We start from the raw sequence: 16,033 nt of genomic DNA on the forward strand, positions 1-16,033 counted from the left end.
GTCCGGGTTCAGTTCTTGGACGGAATACGGGCGACCATGCGCAGCGAGGTCGTCAGTTCTTCCATCTGCAACCAGGGCCGCATCCATGCGACCGCATTATAGGCGCCGGGTTTGCCCGGCACTTCCTGCACGGTCACCTTCGCATCGCGCAGCGGATATTTCGCCCGGCTTTCTTCGCCCGCTTCGTCATTGGCGTTGACGTAATTGGCAATCCAGCGATTGAGCCAGACTTCGCAATCGGACGCTTCCATGAAGGAGCCGATCTTGTCGCGGCCCATCACTTTGAGATAATGCGCAAAACGCGACGTGGCCATGATGTAGGGCAGGCGGGCCGAAACGGCGGCGTTGGCCGTGGCTTCGGGCTTGTCGTAAAGCTTCGGCTTGTGTGCCGTCTGGGCGCCGAAGAACACAGCATAATCCGTGTTCTTGTAGTGGCAGAGCGGCAGGAAACCGAGCTTGCCCAGTTCAGCGTCGCGGCGGTCGGTAATGCCAACTTCCGTCGGGCATTTCAGATCGAGATCGCCGTCATCGCTGGAGAAGACGTGCATGGGCAGATTTTCCACCCGGCCGCCATTTTCCGCGCCACGGATCGCCGTGCACCAGCCGCTCTTTGCAAAAGCGTCTGTGAGCTTCGTGCCCATGACATAGGCGGCGTTCATCCAGCAATATTCGTCATGCTGCAGGTCGCCATTCACCGCGCCCTTGGTCTCGTCATAGGCGAAATCATCGATCGGGTTGGTTTTGGGACCATAGGGCATGCGCGCCAGCACACGCGGAAGAGCGAGCGTCACGAAACGGGAATCGTCGCTTTCACGGAAGCTGCGCCATTTGGCGTATTCCACCGTATCGAAGATTTTCTCCAGATCGCGCGGACGGGCGAGATCGCGGTAATCCTCGAAACCGAACATGTGCGGGCTTGCCGCCGAGATGAACGGTGCGAAAGCCGCCGCCGCAATTGACGAGACGCCCTGCAGCAACTGCACGTCATCGAAGGAGTTGTCGAATTCATAGTCACCGATGATCGCGCCGAGCGGCTCGCCGCCGGGGGTGCCGAATTCATCTTCGTAGATCGCCTTGAAGAGGCGCGACTGATCGAATTCCACGGCCTTTTCCAGATCGCGCGCCAGTTCCCGCTTGCCGGAATTCATGACGCGGATCTTGAGGTTGACGCTCGTCTCGGAATTCTTGACGAGATAGTTGAGCCCGCGCCAGGTGCCTTCCAGCTTGGCGAATTCCGGCGCCTGCATGATGGCGGCAAGCTGTTCGGAAATCGTCCGGTCCAGTTCGGCAATGGCGTGGTTGAGGGTGACGGTGAGGTTGCGGTCGTATTTGACCGTTCCCTTCAGCGCCTGGTCGGTCAGCGTGCGCAGAAGATTTTGCGCACGGTCCGGTTCGGTCTGGCGGGTTGCGGCAACCACCTTGGACAGCAGTCCCTGATCTTCGGCGGTCGTTGCCTGTGCTTCGTTTTTCAGCAGGCTTTCAGCGCTCATGTTTCAGTCCTTCCACATGCGGCTTTGAAAAATGCCGCTTGAACAGTTGAAGCCCCGCAATGGGGGCCGTTCGGGGAGGTTTTCCTCCGCACAGGCGATTATTTGCTCGCGCCGTTCTTTTCCTTGAGTTCGGAAACCAGCGTTGCGAGATCGGTCTTGTTCTGCAGAATATCTTCCAGCATCCGTTCCAGATCTTCAGAACGGTCGGCCTTGGAAAGCAGGTCGCGCAGTTCGTTGCGGGCGTCCAGAAGCGCCTTCAGCGCAGGAACCTGCTGCACGACGGCGCCGGGTTCGAAATCGTCCATGCTTTCGAATTTCAGGTTGACCTGCATGTCCGTCCCATCTTTCTGCAGCGTGTTGGCAACGGAAATGTTGAGGCCGGGGGTCATGCGGCGCATCACCTCATCGAAGTTGTCGCGGTCGATCTGAACGAACTTACGCTCGCCGAACGGCTTCAGCGGCTGGGTGGGATTGCCGGAGAAATCACCCAGCACGCCGACGACGAAGGGCAGTTCCTTGACCACCATCGCGCCTTCGGTTTCGACTTCGTATTTGATGTGAACGCGGGGCTTGCGAACCCGCTCCAGCTTTTCATGTACACTTGCCATTTCAACCTCCTTGATGCCCCTTGGCATGGCTGACTGTTAGGGGACGGCGTCTCCCGTCCCTTGCCCGTTATTTTCCGTTTTCTCCGCCGGGCTTGATCCCGGCGGCCGTCAGAACTGCGTTGCGGGCCTGCGTTTCGGGCAGAAGCTCCGCCAGCAGTTCCGAAAAATCCATGCGCCCCCTGCGAACCAGCGTTTCGATGGAGAGCGAGATCGGCGAGTGCGGCTCGGTCCGGCGAAAGTAACGCGCAACCGAAAGAAGAGTTTCAAAGGCCTCATCGCGTGAAGATATGCCTTCCGGTGAGGCTGCGGATATCCGCACCGCCGGTTGCCCGCCCTCGTCAGTGTCCGCAACGGCGGCTGCCGCCTGCTCAACCGGGGCCGGCTCCTTTTCGCGCCCGCCCAGCGTGCGGATGGCGGCGGCGGCTTCGATGAGCGTATTGCGGATATTGGAACTGGGTGGCGCGAACTGGCCGCAGCGTTCGGAAAGAACCGCCATGATGGCGTCGAAGCTGGAGAGACAGGCGGTTACCTCGGCCAGATGGGAAGACATGGCGGCAACGCCCGCTTCGGATGCCAGCCGATACAGTTCTTCGCGCCGTTTGCTCTCGGTTGGCCGCTGCGCCAGCTGGAAATCCCAGAGGCTGTGCTCGCCAAATTTCCCTCCGGGGATCAGAGGCGTAAGCCGGAGCGGCTGAACAAGTGTTCCTTCGGTGCCGATGCCGTTCAATCCCGCAAAAGGTGCAAATTTTTCCTCATCATTATCGTCGCTGATGGAGCGCAATGAGTCCCAGTGGTTGTAAAAAAGATCATTACAAAGCTCGTAGATTTCGCGCAGTCCAGAAAAGCCGCGCAACCGCAGGTTTGCTTCGGAAAGCCACGCCAATATTTCTATGTCCTTGCTTTCAGAATATATAATCTGCAATCCAAGATTGCTGACGCTGTCCCAGCTACTGGAGATCTTTAAGTTGTCCTGGGGGGAGGTGGCGCGCTCTTCTGTGCGTGCCTGGTTTCTTTCATCCTTAATTCTATAGTATAGTTCACGCGTTCTTGAATCGTTGCGGATATTATCTCCGCAATTCCCTAAAAGTTCTGTATCTGTTTTAACATGCTTCGTATCCAAAGGTAGTCTATCCCCAGAAAATAGTAATGGATTTTTTGTAGTTACTTCCCTTACGTGAGGCTATTGATCAGACAGACTTATTCAAAATGTGTCTAAATTGTGGCGTCTACCCTCTAATCTAACCCGATAAAAAATAAACTTCGGGGTGGACAACCCGGTTTCATCATCATAGTTATTCCACGTCACGTTGTGGAATGAACCCGGGCAGGAGGCTCATTGCATGTCGCATATTGATCTCAATCGCCTCGTTGAAGCGCTTGAGCCTGACCTGCGCGTCACCCTTGAAGCTGCGGCTTCTGTCGCGGTGCGTATGGGGCACAGGTACGTGGATATCCCGCATTGGCTGCTGGCGGTTGTAGATGCCGGCATCTATGCGAAAACATTCGAGGAATTAAAAATTCCACTTCCGGTGTTGCAGGCAGAAATCGGCCGCAGCCTGGAAGAGGCCGTGATCGGCGACGGCGAGGCATTGTCGCTCTCCCAGAACATCCTGACGGCGGGCCGCGAGGCATGGGTTCTTGCTTCGCTGGAGGCCGGGCGCGACCGCGTGACGCTCTGCGACCTGCTTCTGGCGATGGACGAGGAAACCTCGCTCCGCTCTTTCGTCCGCTCCGCTTTTCCGTCGCTGAAGGCGATGGATCGCGCGGCTCTCGAGCGCCTTCGCAGTTCCGTTGAAGAGACCGCCGGGAACGGCGTTCCTTCCACGACGGCGGGTACAGCGCCAGCCGCCGGCCAGAACGATTTTCTACGCCTTTACACCCAGGACATGACCGCCGATGCCCGGAACGGCAAGGTCGATCCGGTGATTGGGCGCGACGATGAACTGCGCCAACTCGTTGATATTCTTACGCGCCGTCGTCAGAATAACCCTATTTTGGTGGGCGAGGCCGGTGTCGGCAAAACGGCGGTTGCGGAAGCGCTGGCGCTGGAGATCGCTTCCGGGAACGTGCCGGAAAAATTGCGCAACGTCCGCCTGCTGAACCTCGATATTTCGCTGCTGCAGGCCGGCGCCGGTGTGAAGGGCGAGTTCGAGCGCCGTCTTCATGGTGTGATCGATGCCGTAAAGCGCTCGGCCGAACCGGTTATCCTGTTCATCGACGAGGCGCACGGCCTTGTCGGCGCAGGTGGTGCGGCTGGCCAAGGCGATGCGGCCAATATTCTCAAGCCAGCTCTGGCGCGGGGTGAAGTGCGCACCGTCGCGGCGACGACCTGGAGCGAATACAAGAAATATTTCGAAAAGGATGCGGCGCTGACGCGACGTTTCCAGCCCGTACATGTGCGCGAGCCTGATGAGACAACCGCGATACGCATGTTGCGCGGTGTCGCCGACAGCTTCGTCAACCATCACAACGTTGTCGTTCGTGACGAGGCGATCGTAGCGGCGGTGCAATTATCTGCGCGTTACATGCCGGCGCGGCAATTGCCGGACAAGGCCGTCAGCCTTCTCGATACGGCGGCGGCTGCGGTTTCGCTGGCGCGGCAGACCCTGCCGGAACGGCTGCGCGCGATGGAAAGCGAGCGGCGTCTTCTGTCCGATGAGTTGAACTGGCTTCTGCGTGAACCGCAGGACGAAGAGATTGAGGGCCGTATCCAGTCGATACGCGACGAAGTCGAAAAGCTCGAGAGTGGGATTGACGATCTGCGCAGCCGTTACGATGCGGAAATGGCTGAACTCAACGAAGAGCAGCCGGCTGAAACCGGCGCGTCGAATGTGTCGCCCCTGCGGCGTGCGGCTGAGACCAGGCCGGCAAATGCCGAAAGACTTGTGCCGACGGTGGTTGATCGTGAAGCAATTGCATCCGTCGTATCGCGGTGGACGGGAATTCCGCTCGGTAAACTTCTGGCCGACCAGATCGAAAGCGCCCGCACTCTGGATGCGCGCATGCGCCAGCGGGTCGTGGGGCAGGATGCCGCAATCGGCCGGATTGCCGATGCCATGCGAACCGCGCGCGCCGGATTGTCCGATCCTCGCCGCCCGCCGGCCGTGTTCTTTCTCGTCGGCATGTCGGGAACGGGCAAGACCGAGACGGCGCTGTCGCTGGCCGATCTGCTCTATGGCGGCAACAGCCATCTGACGACGATCAACATGTCGGAGTTCAAGGAGGAGCACAAGGTTTCGCTGCTTCTCGGCTCGCCGCCGGGCTATGTCGGTTTCGGTGAAGGCGGGGTGTTGACGGAAGCGGTGCGCCGCCGGCCGTTCGGCGTTCTCCTGCTCGACGAGATCGACAAGGCCCATCCCGGCGTTCAGGATATTTTCTACCAGGTGTTCGACAAGGGTGTGCTTCGCGATGGCGAAGGCCGCGACGTCGATTTCAAGAACACCACGATCTTCATGACGGCCAATACCGGATCGGAACTGCTGACCGCGCTTTCGGCCGATCCGGATACGATGCCGGAAGGCGAGGCGCTGGAAGCGCTGCTGATGCCGGAGCTGACCAAACAGTTCAAGCCCGCTTTCCTCGGGCGTACGATCATCCTGCCGTTCATGCCGCTCGGTGCGGAAGAGCTTGCAAGGATCGTGGACATGCAGATCGGCAAGATCAGGGAGCGTGTTCTGGCAACATATGGCGCCGACCTGACCCTGTCCGATGCCGCGCGCGACGCGTTGGTGGCGCGTGCCGGTGCAAGTGAAATTGGCGCACGCGCCATCGAAATCATGATCGGCAAGGATCTCCTGCCGCCTCTTTCCAGCTTCTTCCTCGAGAAGGTGATCGCGGGAGAACGGGTGGGCAAGATCGTTGTCGATTTTGATGAAAATCGGTTCGGTATTCGTGCCGAAGTGGCTGGGGAGCCAGATGAATTCGCCGCAACCGAAGAGGGTGGGGTGGATAAAGTTGCCGCGTCGGAAGGGGCTACCCGACGCATGCGGCATTAAACGAAGGGTAACGCGGCCTCGAAGCAAGAGGTCATTTCAGCTACAGGAGCTTACAGCATGCCAATTTATCTGCAGATTGACGGTATCCAGGGCGACGCCACGCATGAGGAGCACCGCAAGTGGATGGACATCGAAGCCATTCACTGGAACGTGGCACGCAACATGAACACATCTGCTGGTTCTGCTGCAAACCGCGAAGCATCCGAACCGACTATTTCGGAAGTCATTCTGACCAAGGTCAGCGATTCTTCTTCCACCAAGCTTTTCCAGGAAGCCTGCGCCGGCCGCACTGGCAAGCTCGCAACCATCCATCTGGTGACCACGGGCAATCCGGGCAACACCTATATCGAGTACCTGCTGACGAACACACTCATCGCCAGCTACTCGGTGGATTCCAGCGGTGATCGTCCGGTGGAAACCATCAAGCTCAACTTCACCAAAATGGAAGTGAAGTACACGCCGTTCGACGACAACAACTCGCCGCAGTCTCCGATGATCGCCTCTTACGATCTGGCGACGACGAAGGCCGCTTGATAGCGACGCGACCCGGTGCCGGCCTCGGCCGGCACCGGAACGTTTTCATTGCAGTTTTGCAGCTCACGTCGTGATGTTTCTCATCCACGTTGGACGAGGCGGGTTAATCATGCGCTCCCTATATGCGTTTTTTGCTTCCGTGCCGGTTGTTCTGGCTCTGTCCGGTCTTTCACCTGCCGGTGCCGAGGAACGGACATGGATATTCTCCGGTACCGAACTCAAGCAGGCCATCGAGGGCAAACTTGCCCCTGAGGTGTCTGATCCGGAAATGCGGCGGCTGGTTTCCGTTGCAAAATCGAGCGCCTATATCGCCGGTGTGGCCGATCTGACAAGCGGATCGGACTGGTGTGGTGCGGGCGCCGTGGCGCCCCATGAACTTACCGACCGGATCTACACTTATCTCGGCGATCTTCCTGCGGAAAAACTGGATGAACAGGCAGCCACTCTCGTGCGGGAGGCGCTCAAGGTCTCCTTTCCCTGTGAGCAGAAAAGTAACTAGTGGGACGAACCATGCGTGTTAACTTTGACACTCTCTATAAGAACTATCCGAGCAGCGACCCGTCGCACCCGAACTATATCAGCCAGCGTGATCTGTTCACGGAAATCGGCTGGGATGATTTCATCGGCAATCCGAACTATCACAATACCTGCGCCATTCGCGTCAGCATCGCTTTCGTGAAGTCGGGCATCAACATCGTGCCTGCCTCGCACCGCATCCAGAAAGGCCCCTATGCCGGAAAGGGCATAGAGGTGAACATGCGCCGCCTCGCCAACCTGATGAAGCGGACGGGCTATCTCGGCGAGCCCGAGCCTTTCACGCCCGCGACGGCGCGCAACGGTATCGGCGCGCGCAATGGCGTCGTGGCGTTCAACAATATCCCCGGCTACACCGGCGGCGGTCATATCGATCTTGTGCGGGGCGGCTCGGAAGCCACCCAATGCGCATCTGCCTGCTACTACAATTCGGAAACGATCTGGTTCTGGCCCCTGCAGTCCAGCCGCGGGTCCTGATTAGGAGTGTCCCATGACCGACCAGCCGTCTTTTTCTGATTTCGTTCAGGCGAGCCGTGTTCTGAAGGTTTCTTCGCCACTCGGCGAGGATCAGCTTCTGCCGGAGCGCCTGACGGTCGAGGAGGGCGTGTCGCAGCTCTTCGACATCCGCCTGACCGTGCGGGCCAAGAAAGAAGCGGTCAAGCCCGAGGAACTGATCGGACGGCTGGTCGATATCTCCATCGAGATCAGCCAGGGCGAGGGTGACGGCGGCGGTGTTCGCCGCCCGTTCAACGGCCTGGTGACGGAGCTGCATGAAGGCCCGCCGATCACCCGCGGCATGCGCTCCTATGCGCTGACGATCCGCCCGCAAATGTGGCTTCTGTCGCGCCGTTCCGATTGCCGTATCTGGATGGACAAGACGGCGGTCGAGATCGTCGAGACGCTGTTTTCCGAACATGGCATTCCTGCTCCCGACACGTCGGGCATCATCTCGCCGCCGCCCGCCCAGCACTACAGTGTTCAATGGAACGAGACCGATCTCGACTATCTCACCCGCCGTTTCGAAGAGGACGGCCTGTTCTACTGGTTCAGCCACGAGGATGGTTCCCACAAGCTGCATGTGGCCGATAGCGCCAGCGGCTGGCTTGGTCCGTCGCCGGCCGCCCAGGGGGAGGGGACGGTGCGTCTGGCGCAAGGGTCCTCGGATCGCAACCACATCAGCGACTGGGCGCGGCGTTTTTCCTATGTCTCGGGCCAGCGCGCGGGCGCCGACTGGAATTTCGAGACGCCGGGCTTGGTGCCGGGCACGATGACGCCCTCACTGGTGCAGATGCCGGATGCGACGAAGCGCGAGCTTTACGAATATCCGGCCCGCATCAAGACGGTGGCAGAGGCCGAGCGCGCGCAAAAACTGCGCACCCAGTCCATCGAAGCCGATCATGACCGGGTGTTCGGTTCGTCGACCACGCGCATTCTGGAGGCCGGCCGCCGTTTCACGCCTTTCGAGGTTGCCCATCCAGAGCATCCCTATGAAGAGCATGTAGTCATCAGGGCAAGCCACAGCATTGTGGATCTCTCCTATGAGACAAACAGCAACGAGCCGGAATATCGCAACCACTTCGAAGCGATCCCGGCTCGTGTGCCGCTGACGCCGCACCGGGCGACGAAGCGCCCGCGCATCGAAGGCACGCAGGTGGCGATCGTCGCCGGGCCAGAGGGCGAGGAAATCCATCCGGACCAGTATGGCCGCATCAAGCTGTGGTTTCCATGGGATCGCAAGGCGAAGAAGGACGGCACGGATACGTGCTGGGTGCGTGTCAGTCAGGCATGGGGCGGCGGCACATGGGGTGCGCAGGTCATTCCGCGCATCGGCATGGAAGTGATGGTGGCCTTCGTCGATGGTGACCCGGACAAACCGCTGGTCATTGGCGTGGTCAACAATCCCGCCAATTCCGTGCCTTACGACCTGCCGGCCAACAAGACGCGCATGGTGCTGCGTTCCAACAGCCACAAGGGGGACGGTTTCAACGAAATCACCTTCGAGGATGAGGCCGGCAAGGAGAACCAGTTCTTCCACGCCCAGAAGGACCAGACGACGCGGGTATTGAATGACCGGACCAAGCGCATCGACCGCCACGAGGTCGCCTCGGTCGGCGGCAACCGCGCCGTTGAAGTTTCCGGCAACCAGAAACACGAAATCGGTGGTTCGGTGAACACCGTCGTCGGCGGTACGGGGCCGATGGCGATGATGGCCATGGCGGGTGTACAGGCGCTTTCAGGACAGACAGCGGGCCTCCTTTCGCAGGCCGCCCAGATCGCCGGCGGCGGTGGCCCAGGTGTCGCAGCCTTCGCCACCACACTTGCCTCGTCCGCGCTCGGTTTCCTTGGTGCTGGCGGTATTTCCTCGCGCGAGGGCGTGGTCTCCGGTCCGAGCCCGCGTGCAGATGCGGGCACTGCACTTGCCGGTTCCGGCTCGGGCGTCGGTTCCGATGCTTCGGGATTGTTTCCGCTGCCGGGCATCATGAACACGATCGTCAGCACGTTCAAATCCGACAGCGTCGGCGTAGCACGGGCTGAACAGATCGGGGTGAGCAAGGTCACGAATGTCGGCCAGACGTCGCTTGAAAGTGTCGGAAAGACAAAGAAGACGACCGTTGGAGAGCGTTACGAAATAAACGTTGGCAAAGCCATTTTTACGCAAACTGAAAATCACACGGTGATCGTGAGCGACAAGATAGTGCTTGCGGCGCCCGGCGGCGTCATCGAGATCAACAAAAACGGGGTGTTTATCAAGGCGTCGAAGTTCGAGGTCAAAGCAAATGCTGTGAACTTCAAGCGCGGCAGCGGCGGCAAAAGTACGAACAAACCCTTTGCTGAAGACTGCTCGAAGAAGTAGGGGCCGACGTGGAACTCAACAGCGAGAAAAGGCAGGAAGTTCTTTCCAAACTGCGGGAGGAGCAAGGAACTGGCGGAACCACTCGCCTTTATGCCGTGGTCGATGCGTCCCGGGCGCCGATGATTATTCCACCAGCGCTTCAAGCCATGACACACAAGGTTGCATGTCTTTACAGAGGCAATGCGCTTGAGGAATTCGGAGACGATACCGCTTGGGTCGCGGAGATGACATCTGACGAAAGCGTATTGCAATGGCTTATCGACAAAGGCTTTGGCAAGCGATGGTCGGTTTTTCTGCGAACGTCGCATGCGCTGGAGGATGTTGTCCGGCATTTGAGGAAATTTACGGTCGTCAAAGATAGTGAGGGAACCATTCACTTCTTTCGTTATTACGACCCGCGGACTTTGCGCCAGTATCTGCCAGTCCTGACGTCAGAGCAGGCCGCCGTTTTTTTCAAGGGAATTGAGTGTTTTTATTGTGAAAACGATCTGAAGGCGGGAGAATTACTCAAGTTCCGCTTTGAAGGTGGCATTGTACATCGTGCGATCGTGGTGCCTGCTCAGGGCGCAGGCCAGGCAAAGGCAGTTGAGAGGATATCGTCATGATCATTGAGTTCGATCCGCGTCAGATGAATGCGATGTTGCACGACGACGACGATTTTACGAATTATTTCACCAGAGAGGTGATTCCGAAGCATTTGCCCAGTTTCGCGGATATGGCTGGGTCGCCCCAGGCTACCGAGATGACGCGCTGGGGCAGGCGTTATGCCGAGCATTTCGGGTTTTCCGACCCGATTTATCAGATTCACTTCGTTGTGCTGATGTGGCGGATCGGACCGGATTTCTTTCTGTTCGAACCTTATAAATCCATCCTAGCCGATCAAAGCCAGACTGAGGAACAACGCATCGAGCGTTGTAACCTTGAACCGACCATGAGCCAGGAAGGGAACGCGATCGCGCGCAGCGACAATGCCTTCTGGTTCCCGCAATATATGAAGAACAACATTCTCGGCGTCCCCTACGACGATATCGAGGAGGAGTTCGAGCGTGAGCGTGCTGCCAAGGCGAGAGACGTTCAATGAGCCAGCACCTCGATGACCTCGTCAATGTTCCTGACACGCGCGAGCTTGAACTGGCCCGTCGCGATCTGGATATGCTGAACCAGCGCTACACCGAAATCGCGAAAGAAGCGGGTTGGCTGGCTGCTTCGTCCATTCCCGTGGTGGGTGGCGTCGTGGATGTCGCGAGCGCCATTGGAAACGCCTGGACCGGGAACTGGGCAGATGCCGGTCTGGATCTCGTCGGTCTCGTTCCCGTCTGGGGTGATGGGGCCAAGGCTGCTGCCAAGGGCACCAAGATCGCGCGGTATGCCGAAAAACTGATGAGTCAGGTTGCTGCTGCCCAACGCAAGGTCAAGGCGCTCGAAGACCACGTACGAAAGTCGGCGGCGGCATCGAAATACTGGGCTTCCAAACGGGGCGAAGCCTACCGGAAGCTTCAGGAAGACCTGAGGAAATGCAACACGAAGGCATGCCGCCAGAAAAAGATAGACGAGTATAAAAATGGCGGCAAATACAAGAACATTCCGCGAGAGGGGAAGTGGTCTGGAGAGCCGGGCAACAGCAAGTGGTCTCCGGAACCGGGAACTCCTGCCGATAAGGCACTGAAAGAGTATGGGCAGGATGGTGTTCAATACCGAAATGGTAAACCCGATTTCTCACCCTTCAGCCAGAAAGGTCCAGACGGCAAGCCCATTGAAGCACGAATACCCGATATGCAGGGCAATCACGCTGCGCGAAATGGCGATTTCGGACAAGCGAGAACGGCGATGAAAGAAAGGTACGGTAGCTGGAACGCTTCCAAGATGGAGGACGGTTACACATGGCACCATAATGAGGATACATCAACGATGCAGCTTGTTGATGAACGAATCCATGCCGTAAAGTCGGGCGGAGGTGCGCATACCGGCGGCGCTTCAGCGGTAAAAGACCCTGCATATTGAGGAGAATGTTATGAGCGTTACTTTGGGTGAAGCAATCGCCAGAATGCAGGAAACTGGCGATTGGTCCTTTGAGGAAGACTCTCTCTGGTCTGCTCAAGACATTCTTGAATTTGAGGATTACACCTCGCTGTCAGTGCCGGAGCAGCTTGCCGAGGTTCTGGTGAACTATGGCTGGAACGGCTTCGAACAACCCGATGTCTACGCGAATTTTGTTGTGACATATGAGGATGGGACGCGCTCTGCGCATGAAGTGCAGGTTCTGGTTTCCGGCAAGAAGCGGTTCTATGATAGACACGATATGTTCATAACCAGCCCCGCCTGGCCTGAGCAGTTCACCTTGCCAATGATATTCTTTGGTACAGCCGACGGCGGAAACTCATATCTGCTGATGAATGGGCGGGACAGAACCGACAATCGTGTATGGCTGTGGGAGCAGGCTTCCGATCCTTTCGGCACGGGAAATAACGCGCGCGGCCTGGGTCTCGCAGCGCCGTCTCTTTATGAGTTTTTCTACAATCTTAAAAAGGTCGATGAGATATAAATGCTTGGTCTACACGAAAAATGGCGAGCAACCTTCATCGAATCCTGGCCGGACGAAGTATGCGAGTTGGGGTTACCCTTCGAACAGTTGCTTATTTCGGAGCAGGACCGCGCCGCCATAGGAAGTAGAACCGCAGCTTTCCGGGAGCTGTTCGACATAGATGAACTCACCCAGCTATCAGACGAATTTCGCATAGGCATAGATGCCAAAACGGCGCTTTTCAAAGATGGAGCTCATTTTCGTCTCGGAGGATGCAGTTTCAAGCAGCCCGGACGGTATCAGGATGGCCCGATCTTCAACAGCGCTCAACTCATGCCGCATGTCCTGCGGGACAACCCCCGCGTGGCGGGACTTCTTGCCAGCTCTCTTCAAGACAAATTCGACGTCTGCATGTTCATACGGCCCTGGGAAAACATACCGAAATGGTCGGAGTTCAGGCTCTTCATGAAGAACCGGGAATTTATCGGCGCATCGCAGTATTTTCATACGGCCTTCTTTCCTGAGATAGAGGCGAAGGCCAGATCCATCGCTGTAGCCCTGGTGGAGTTTGCCGACCGTTTCAGGCAGGTAGCTCATATCGATGACGCTATTGTCGACATATACCTGAGACCTGACGATGCCGGCGGCTTTGAAGGTGTTCTTTTGGACCTTAACCCGCTCATCCTGCGGTCAGATCCGTGCCTTTTTCAATGGAAGAATGGAGGGGATTTCGACAGGGGTTTACGCTTCCGGGGGCGTGACAATCGAGTGCTCGCCATAACACCCTTGCCTTTTGCATATGCGGCTTGATTTTACTTGAGAAGGAAAAGCGAATGACCGCCAGCCCAGTCTCCCTTAAGGGCCACATGCACGTCTGCCCCAAGGTCGATCCCGGTCCAAGACCGCATGTCGGTGGCCCCGTAATTTCTACTCAACAGAGCTTCGTTACGGTTGAAGGAACGCCGGTTGCGACTGTCGGTGACACCTGTTTGTGCACGGGCGTTCCGACGACCGATACAATTACCGCCGGCTCGGCCTTTGCCGCTATTGATGGGAAGAAGATAGTGCGGCTGGGTGATGCATGTGCGCATGGTGGCCGACTGGTACAGGGAACTTCCTGGATTACGTTCGAGTAATCTGGAATACGGGTGCCGTTAGAAACTGCCCTATGCAACGGATTTACCGGAGGCGCCTGTTTCTGTGTTTGCCGGCGGAAATTCTGGGTCCAGTCGCCTGTCCCGCAAGAAACGCATCGACATCCTCTTCCTTAAGCGGCGGCGCATAAATATAGCCCTGCACCAGCGTGGCGCCGAGGCCTTCGAGTGCGGTAAGCTCGGCTGATGTTTCCACCCCTTCGACCACGCATTCCAGTCCCATGTCGCGGCTGAGGGTGAGAAGCGACTTTACGATTTTATAGCTAGCCGGTTTTTCGTGCAGATCCGTAACGAAGCTGCGGTCGATCTTGATCTTGGTCAGCGGCAGAGCATGCAGTCGCGTCAGGCTCGAATAACCGGTGCCGAAATCGTCGAGCGAAATGCCGCAGCCGAGACGCCGCAGCATTTCGACCGATTGCCTGACCTGTTCGAAATCATGGGCAAAAGCCGTCTCGGTAATTTCAAGGTCCAGCCGGCGTGCATCGAAGCTGCTGTTTTCGATGATGCCGAGCAGGGACAACACGCCCTCATGGGAATTGAGGTCCTGGGCCGAAAGGTTGAACGACAGGCGCAGGGAAGGTTCCCATTTCGAGGCGGAGGAGAGCGCCATCTTGAGAAGCGGCCGTGTCAGCGAGCTGACGATGCCGGCCCGTTCCGCGATGGAGAAGAACTGGCAAGGCGGCACATGCCCGAGAACCGGGCTGCGCCAGCGCGCCAGCGCTTCAAAACCCGCCGTTCTGCCGTCGCGTATATCGACAATCGGCTGGAACACGACTGAAAGCTCGTTTTCCATATCCCTCTGTTTGAGCAGATGTTCGATGCGTGCTTCGATATTGATCTGCTTTTCGTGTTCCGCATCGAACAGAACGGCATCGCCACGGCGGGTTTTCTTGGCATGGTAGAGGGCATAGTCAGCCCTGTCGAAAAGCTGCTCGAGCGTGGAGGCGAGGTGTGGAAAGACCGCTATTCCCATGGATGCGGAAACATGCACCGTTCCCTCAGGCATATGGTAAGGCGCCCTCAGCTGCTCGGAGATCGCATTGGCATTTGCCACGAGCTGCGCATCGTCAGGTATGATAGGCGCGACAATGGCAAATTCGTCGCCACCCAGTCGAAACGCCTTGCTGGCCTTCAGATTGGCGGTGAGGCGCTTGCTGACATTGATCAGCAGCCTGTCTCCCACGGAATGTCCATAAAGGTCGTTGACCGGCTTGAATCCGTCCAGATCGATGACCCCCAGCGCCAGCCGGGTTCCGTTGGTCCTCGCCTTTTCGAGCTCGGCTTCAAGGTGGGCGAAGAAGGCGCGGCGGTTGGGCAGTTCCGTCAGGCTGTCAATATTGGCAAGCAGCAGGTTTTCATTGCTGAGCGCTTCCGTGCGCTGCTGTGAAATGACCATGCGCTCAAAATTGCGGTAGTTGGTCAGCAGGATGGACATCATGCCGATGCAGACCAGCAGCACGTTGATGGCGATGGCGACAAATGTCGGTTGCCGCGACGCCAGAAAGAAGGCGATGAAGGCGCCATTGACGATGACCGTCACCATGAAAGCGGCCGAGCGAACATACATCAGACAGAAAATGCAGGAAATGACGGTAATCGCCATATAGAAGGCGACGTGGGATCGCGTATAGGCATCCCCATAGGGCACCAGCAAAAAAGACCAGAGCGTGAATGCCATGGCGATGCCGGCAGCCAGACGATTGGTACGCTGAAGGGCTGCATGCGCCACCTTGGGTGAGGGATCTATACCACGCGTCCTCCACCAGAAGGTGACTCTCAGCGTGCAGCCGAGGGTGAAGAGTCCGGGAATTCCAATGGTGAGCCAGAGCGGCGCCACCTGCATATGCGTTACGGCAAGCGCCCATGTACTGGAGAGCAGAATGAAATACATCATCGGCATCTGTCGGGTGAAAGCACGGTACTGCGCTTTCAGCAGATCAGGATTGTCGGACCGAACGGACACGAAGTCCTGCAATTTTTGTGTGGCGGTCAGTAATTTCATTTATGGCTCTTCAAGTACAGAGCGGCATTTGTAACTTAATTCCCGTTACATCATTGGAAACGCACAGGGTTAACCGACATAAAACTGTATCAACCGCAAGATGCAGACGCTGCATTTCGCAACATTTCATTATTTTCGTTATTAAGCGTTTCCTGGATTGTTATGTCCGATGGGCGAGAAAACCCTTCGCTTCTTGCCATGCGCCGTGGAAAATCTATTGACCAGGTAGAAAGAGGCTTCTCTCCCTCGATATTCATGAGTTCCCTTTTAGATTCCCTTGAAAAGTTTGAACGCGCGTGCATTATGAACGCGTGTTCAAAATTCGAGGAATGGTTCTTGCA

Annotated in this window: 15 protein-coding genes; 11 read left to right on the forward strand and 4 right to left on the reverse strand. The window is 57.5% G+C overall.

What is annotated here, in order from left to right:
- Nucleotides 1–8: 8 nt before the first annotated feature.
- The 3 genes from tssC to tssA all read right to left on the reverse strand — a co-directional run bounded on the left by tssC (nt 9) and on the right by tssA (nt 3,218).
- Nucleotides 9–1,490 (reverse strand): type VI secretion system contractile sheath large subunit, encoded by a 1,482-nt coding sequence (gene tssC / locus CFB10_RS14290; protein ID WP_003504545.1) that lies wholly within the window; start codon nt 1,488–1,490, stop codon nt 9–11.
- A gap of 98 nt (nt 1,491–1,588) precedes the next feature.
- The gene (gene tssB / locus CFB10_RS14295; protein WP_020010212.1) at nt 1,589–2,098 is read right to left on the reverse strand and encodes a type VI secretion system contractile sheath small subunit; all 510 of its coding nucleotides are present in this window, start codon (nt 2,096–2,098) and stop codon (nt 1,589–1,591) included.
- 67 nt (nt 2,099–2,165) lie between these two features.
- The gene (tssA, locus tag CFB10_RS14300; RefSeq protein WP_081629507.1) at nt 2,166–3,218 is read right to left on the reverse strand and encodes a type VI secretion system protein TssA; all 1,053 of its coding nucleotides are present in this window, start codon (nt 3,216–3,218) and stop codon (nt 2,166–2,168) included.
- A gap of 220 nt (nt 3,219–3,438) precedes the next feature.
- On the opposite strand from tssA, the gene tssH reads away from it, so the two are divergent.
- The 11 genes from tssH (at nt 3,439) to CFB10_RS14355 (ending at nt 13,672) form a co-directional block, all read left to right on the forward strand.
- The gene (gene tssH / locus CFB10_RS14305; RefSeq protein WP_020010214.1) at nt 3,439–6,093 is read left to right on the forward strand and encodes a type VI secretion system ATPase TssH; all 2,655 of its coding nucleotides are present in this window, start codon (nt 3,439–3,441) and stop codon (nt 6,091–6,093) included.
- A gap of 57 nt (nt 6,094–6,150) precedes the next feature.
- On the forward strand, nt 6,151–6,627 hold the full coding sequence (locus tag CFB10_RS14310; RefSeq protein WP_003504561.1) for an Hcp family type VI secretion system effector: 477 nt from the start codon (nt 6,151–6,153) through the stop codon (nt 6,625–6,627).
- Nucleotides 6,628–6,736: 109 nt separating this feature from the next.
- Nucleotides 6,737–7,126: a Rap1a/Tai family immunity protein gene (locus CFB10_RS14315; protein WP_003504562.1), complete on the forward strand. Its 390-nt coding sequence runs from the start codon at nt 6,737–6,739 to the stop codon at nt 7,124–7,126.
- Nucleotides 7,127–7,137: 11 nt separating this feature from the next.
- The gene (locus tag CFB10_RS14320) at nt 7,138–7,638 is read left to right on the forward strand and encodes a type VI secretion system amidase effector protein Tae4 (RefSeq protein ID WP_020010215.1); all 501 of its coding nucleotides are present in this window, start codon (nt 7,138–7,140) and stop codon (nt 7,636–7,638) included.
- Between the two features lie 13 nt (nt 7,639–7,651).
- Nucleotides 7,652–10,015: a type VI secretion system tip protein TssI/VgrG gene (gene tssI / locus CFB10_RS14325; protein WP_020010216.1), complete on the forward strand. Its 2,364-nt coding sequence runs from the start codon at nt 7,652–7,654 to the stop codon at nt 10,013–10,015.
- An 8-nt stretch (nt 10,016–10,023) separates the two neighbouring features.
- Nucleotides 10,024–10,620 carry a DUF4123 domain-containing protein gene (locus CFB10_RS14330; RefSeq protein ID WP_020010217.1) on the forward strand — a complete coding sequence of 199 codons (597 nt, stop codon included), beginning with the start codon at nt 10,024–10,026 and terminating at the stop codon, nt 10,618–10,620.
- The gene (locus CFB10_RS14335; protein ID WP_020010218.1) at nt 10,617–11,096 is read left to right on the forward strand and encodes a hypothetical protein; all 480 of its coding nucleotides are present in this window, start codon (nt 10,617–10,619) and stop codon (nt 11,094–11,096) included. Before CFB10_RS14330 ends, CFB10_RS14335 begins: the two co-directional genes overlap by 4 nt.
- On the forward strand, nt 11,093–12,016 hold the full coding sequence (locus CFB10_RS14340; RefSeq protein WP_003504568.1) for an HNH endonuclease: 924 nt from the start codon (nt 11,093–11,095) through the stop codon (nt 12,014–12,016). Before CFB10_RS14335 ends, CFB10_RS14340 begins: the two co-directional genes overlap by 4 nt.
- 10 nt (nt 12,017–12,026) lie before the next feature.
- Complete coding sequence (locus CFB10_RS14345) at nt 12,027–12,557, forward strand: hypothetical protein (RefSeq protein ID WP_003504569.1); 531 nt, start codon at nt 12,027–12,029, stop codon at nt 12,555–12,557.
- Entirely contained in the window at nt 12,558–13,346 is a 789-nt protein-coding gene (locus CFB10_RS14350) for a hypothetical protein (RefSeq protein WP_020010220.1), read from the forward strand.
- Between the two features lie 23 nt (nt 13,347–13,369).
- Nucleotides 13,370–13,672 (forward strand): PAAR domain-containing protein, encoded by a 303-nt coding sequence (locus CFB10_RS14355; protein WP_003504574.1) that lies wholly within the window; start codon nt 13,370–13,372, stop codon nt 13,670–13,672.
- Between the two features lie 43 nt (nt 13,673–13,715).
- Here the strand turns inward: CFB10_RS14355 and CFB10_RS14360 are convergent, their stop codons facing one another.
- Nucleotides 13,716–15,692: a bifunctional diguanylate cyclase/phosphodiesterase gene (locus CFB10_RS14360; RefSeq protein ID WP_026363611.1), complete on the reverse strand. Its 1,977-nt coding sequence runs from the start codon at nt 15,690–15,692 to the stop codon at nt 13,716–13,718.
- Nucleotides 15,693–16,033: the final 341 nt, after the last annotated feature.

This window comes from Agrobacterium sp. 719_389, assembly GCF_900188475.1.
In the GTDB taxonomy this organism is placed as follows: Bacteria; Pseudomonadota; Alphaproteobacteria; order Rhizobiales; family Rhizobiaceae; genus Agrobacterium; species Agrobacterium radiobacter.

Excerpts from the sequence above, each read along its gene's own strand:
- tssH (WP_020010214.1), top strand. The coding sequence starts at position 3,439 with ATGTCGCATATTGATCTCAATCGCCTCGTTGAAGCGCTTGAGCCTGAC.
- CFB10_RS14310 (WP_003504561.1), top strand. The coding sequence starts at position 6,151 with ATGCCAATTTATCTGCAGATTGACGGTATCCAGGGCGACGCCACGCAT.
- CFB10_RS14340 (WP_003504568.1), top strand. The coding sequence starts at position 11,093 with ATGAGCCAGCACCTCGATGACCTCGTCAATGTTCCTGACACGCGCGAG.
- tssI (WP_020010216.1), top strand. The coding sequence starts at position 7,652 with ATGACCGACCAGCCGTCTTTTTCTGATTTCGTTCAGGCGAGCCGTGTT.
- CFB10_RS14315 (WP_003504562.1), top strand. The coding sequence starts at position 6,737 with ATGCGCTCCCTATATGCGTTTTTTGCTTCCGTGCCGGTTGTTCTGGCT.
- CFB10_RS14355 (WP_003504574.1), top strand. The coding sequence starts at position 13,370 with ATGACCGCCAGCCCAGTCTCCCTTAAGGGCCACATGCACGTCTGCCCC.
- CFB10_RS14360 (WP_026363611.1), bottom strand. The coding sequence starts at position 15,692 with ATGAAATTACTGACCGCCACACAAAAATTGCAGGACTTCGTGTCCGTT.
- CFB10_RS14320 (WP_020010215.1), top strand. The coding sequence starts at position 7,138 with ATGCGTGTTAACTTTGACACTCTCTATAAGAACTATCCGAGCAGCGAC.
- CFB10_RS14345 (WP_003504569.1), top strand. The coding sequence starts at position 12,027 with ATGAGCGTTACTTTGGGTGAAGCAATCGCCAGAATGCAGGAAACTGGC.
- CFB10_RS14335 (WP_020010218.1), top strand. The coding sequence starts at position 10,617 with ATGATCATTGAGTTCGATCCGCGTCAGATGAATGCGATGTTGCACGAC.
- tssB (WP_020010212.1), bottom strand. The coding sequence starts at position 2,098 with ATGGCAAGTGTACATGAAAAGCTGGAGCGGGTTCGCAAGCCCCGCGTT.
- CFB10_RS14350 (WP_020010220.1), top strand. The coding sequence starts at position 12,558 with ATGCTTGGTCTACACGAAAAATGGCGAGCAACCTTCATCGAATCCTGG.
- tssC (WP_003504545.1), bottom strand. The coding sequence starts at position 1,490 with ATGAGCGCTGAAAGCCTGCTGAAAAACGAAGCACAGGCAACGACCGCC.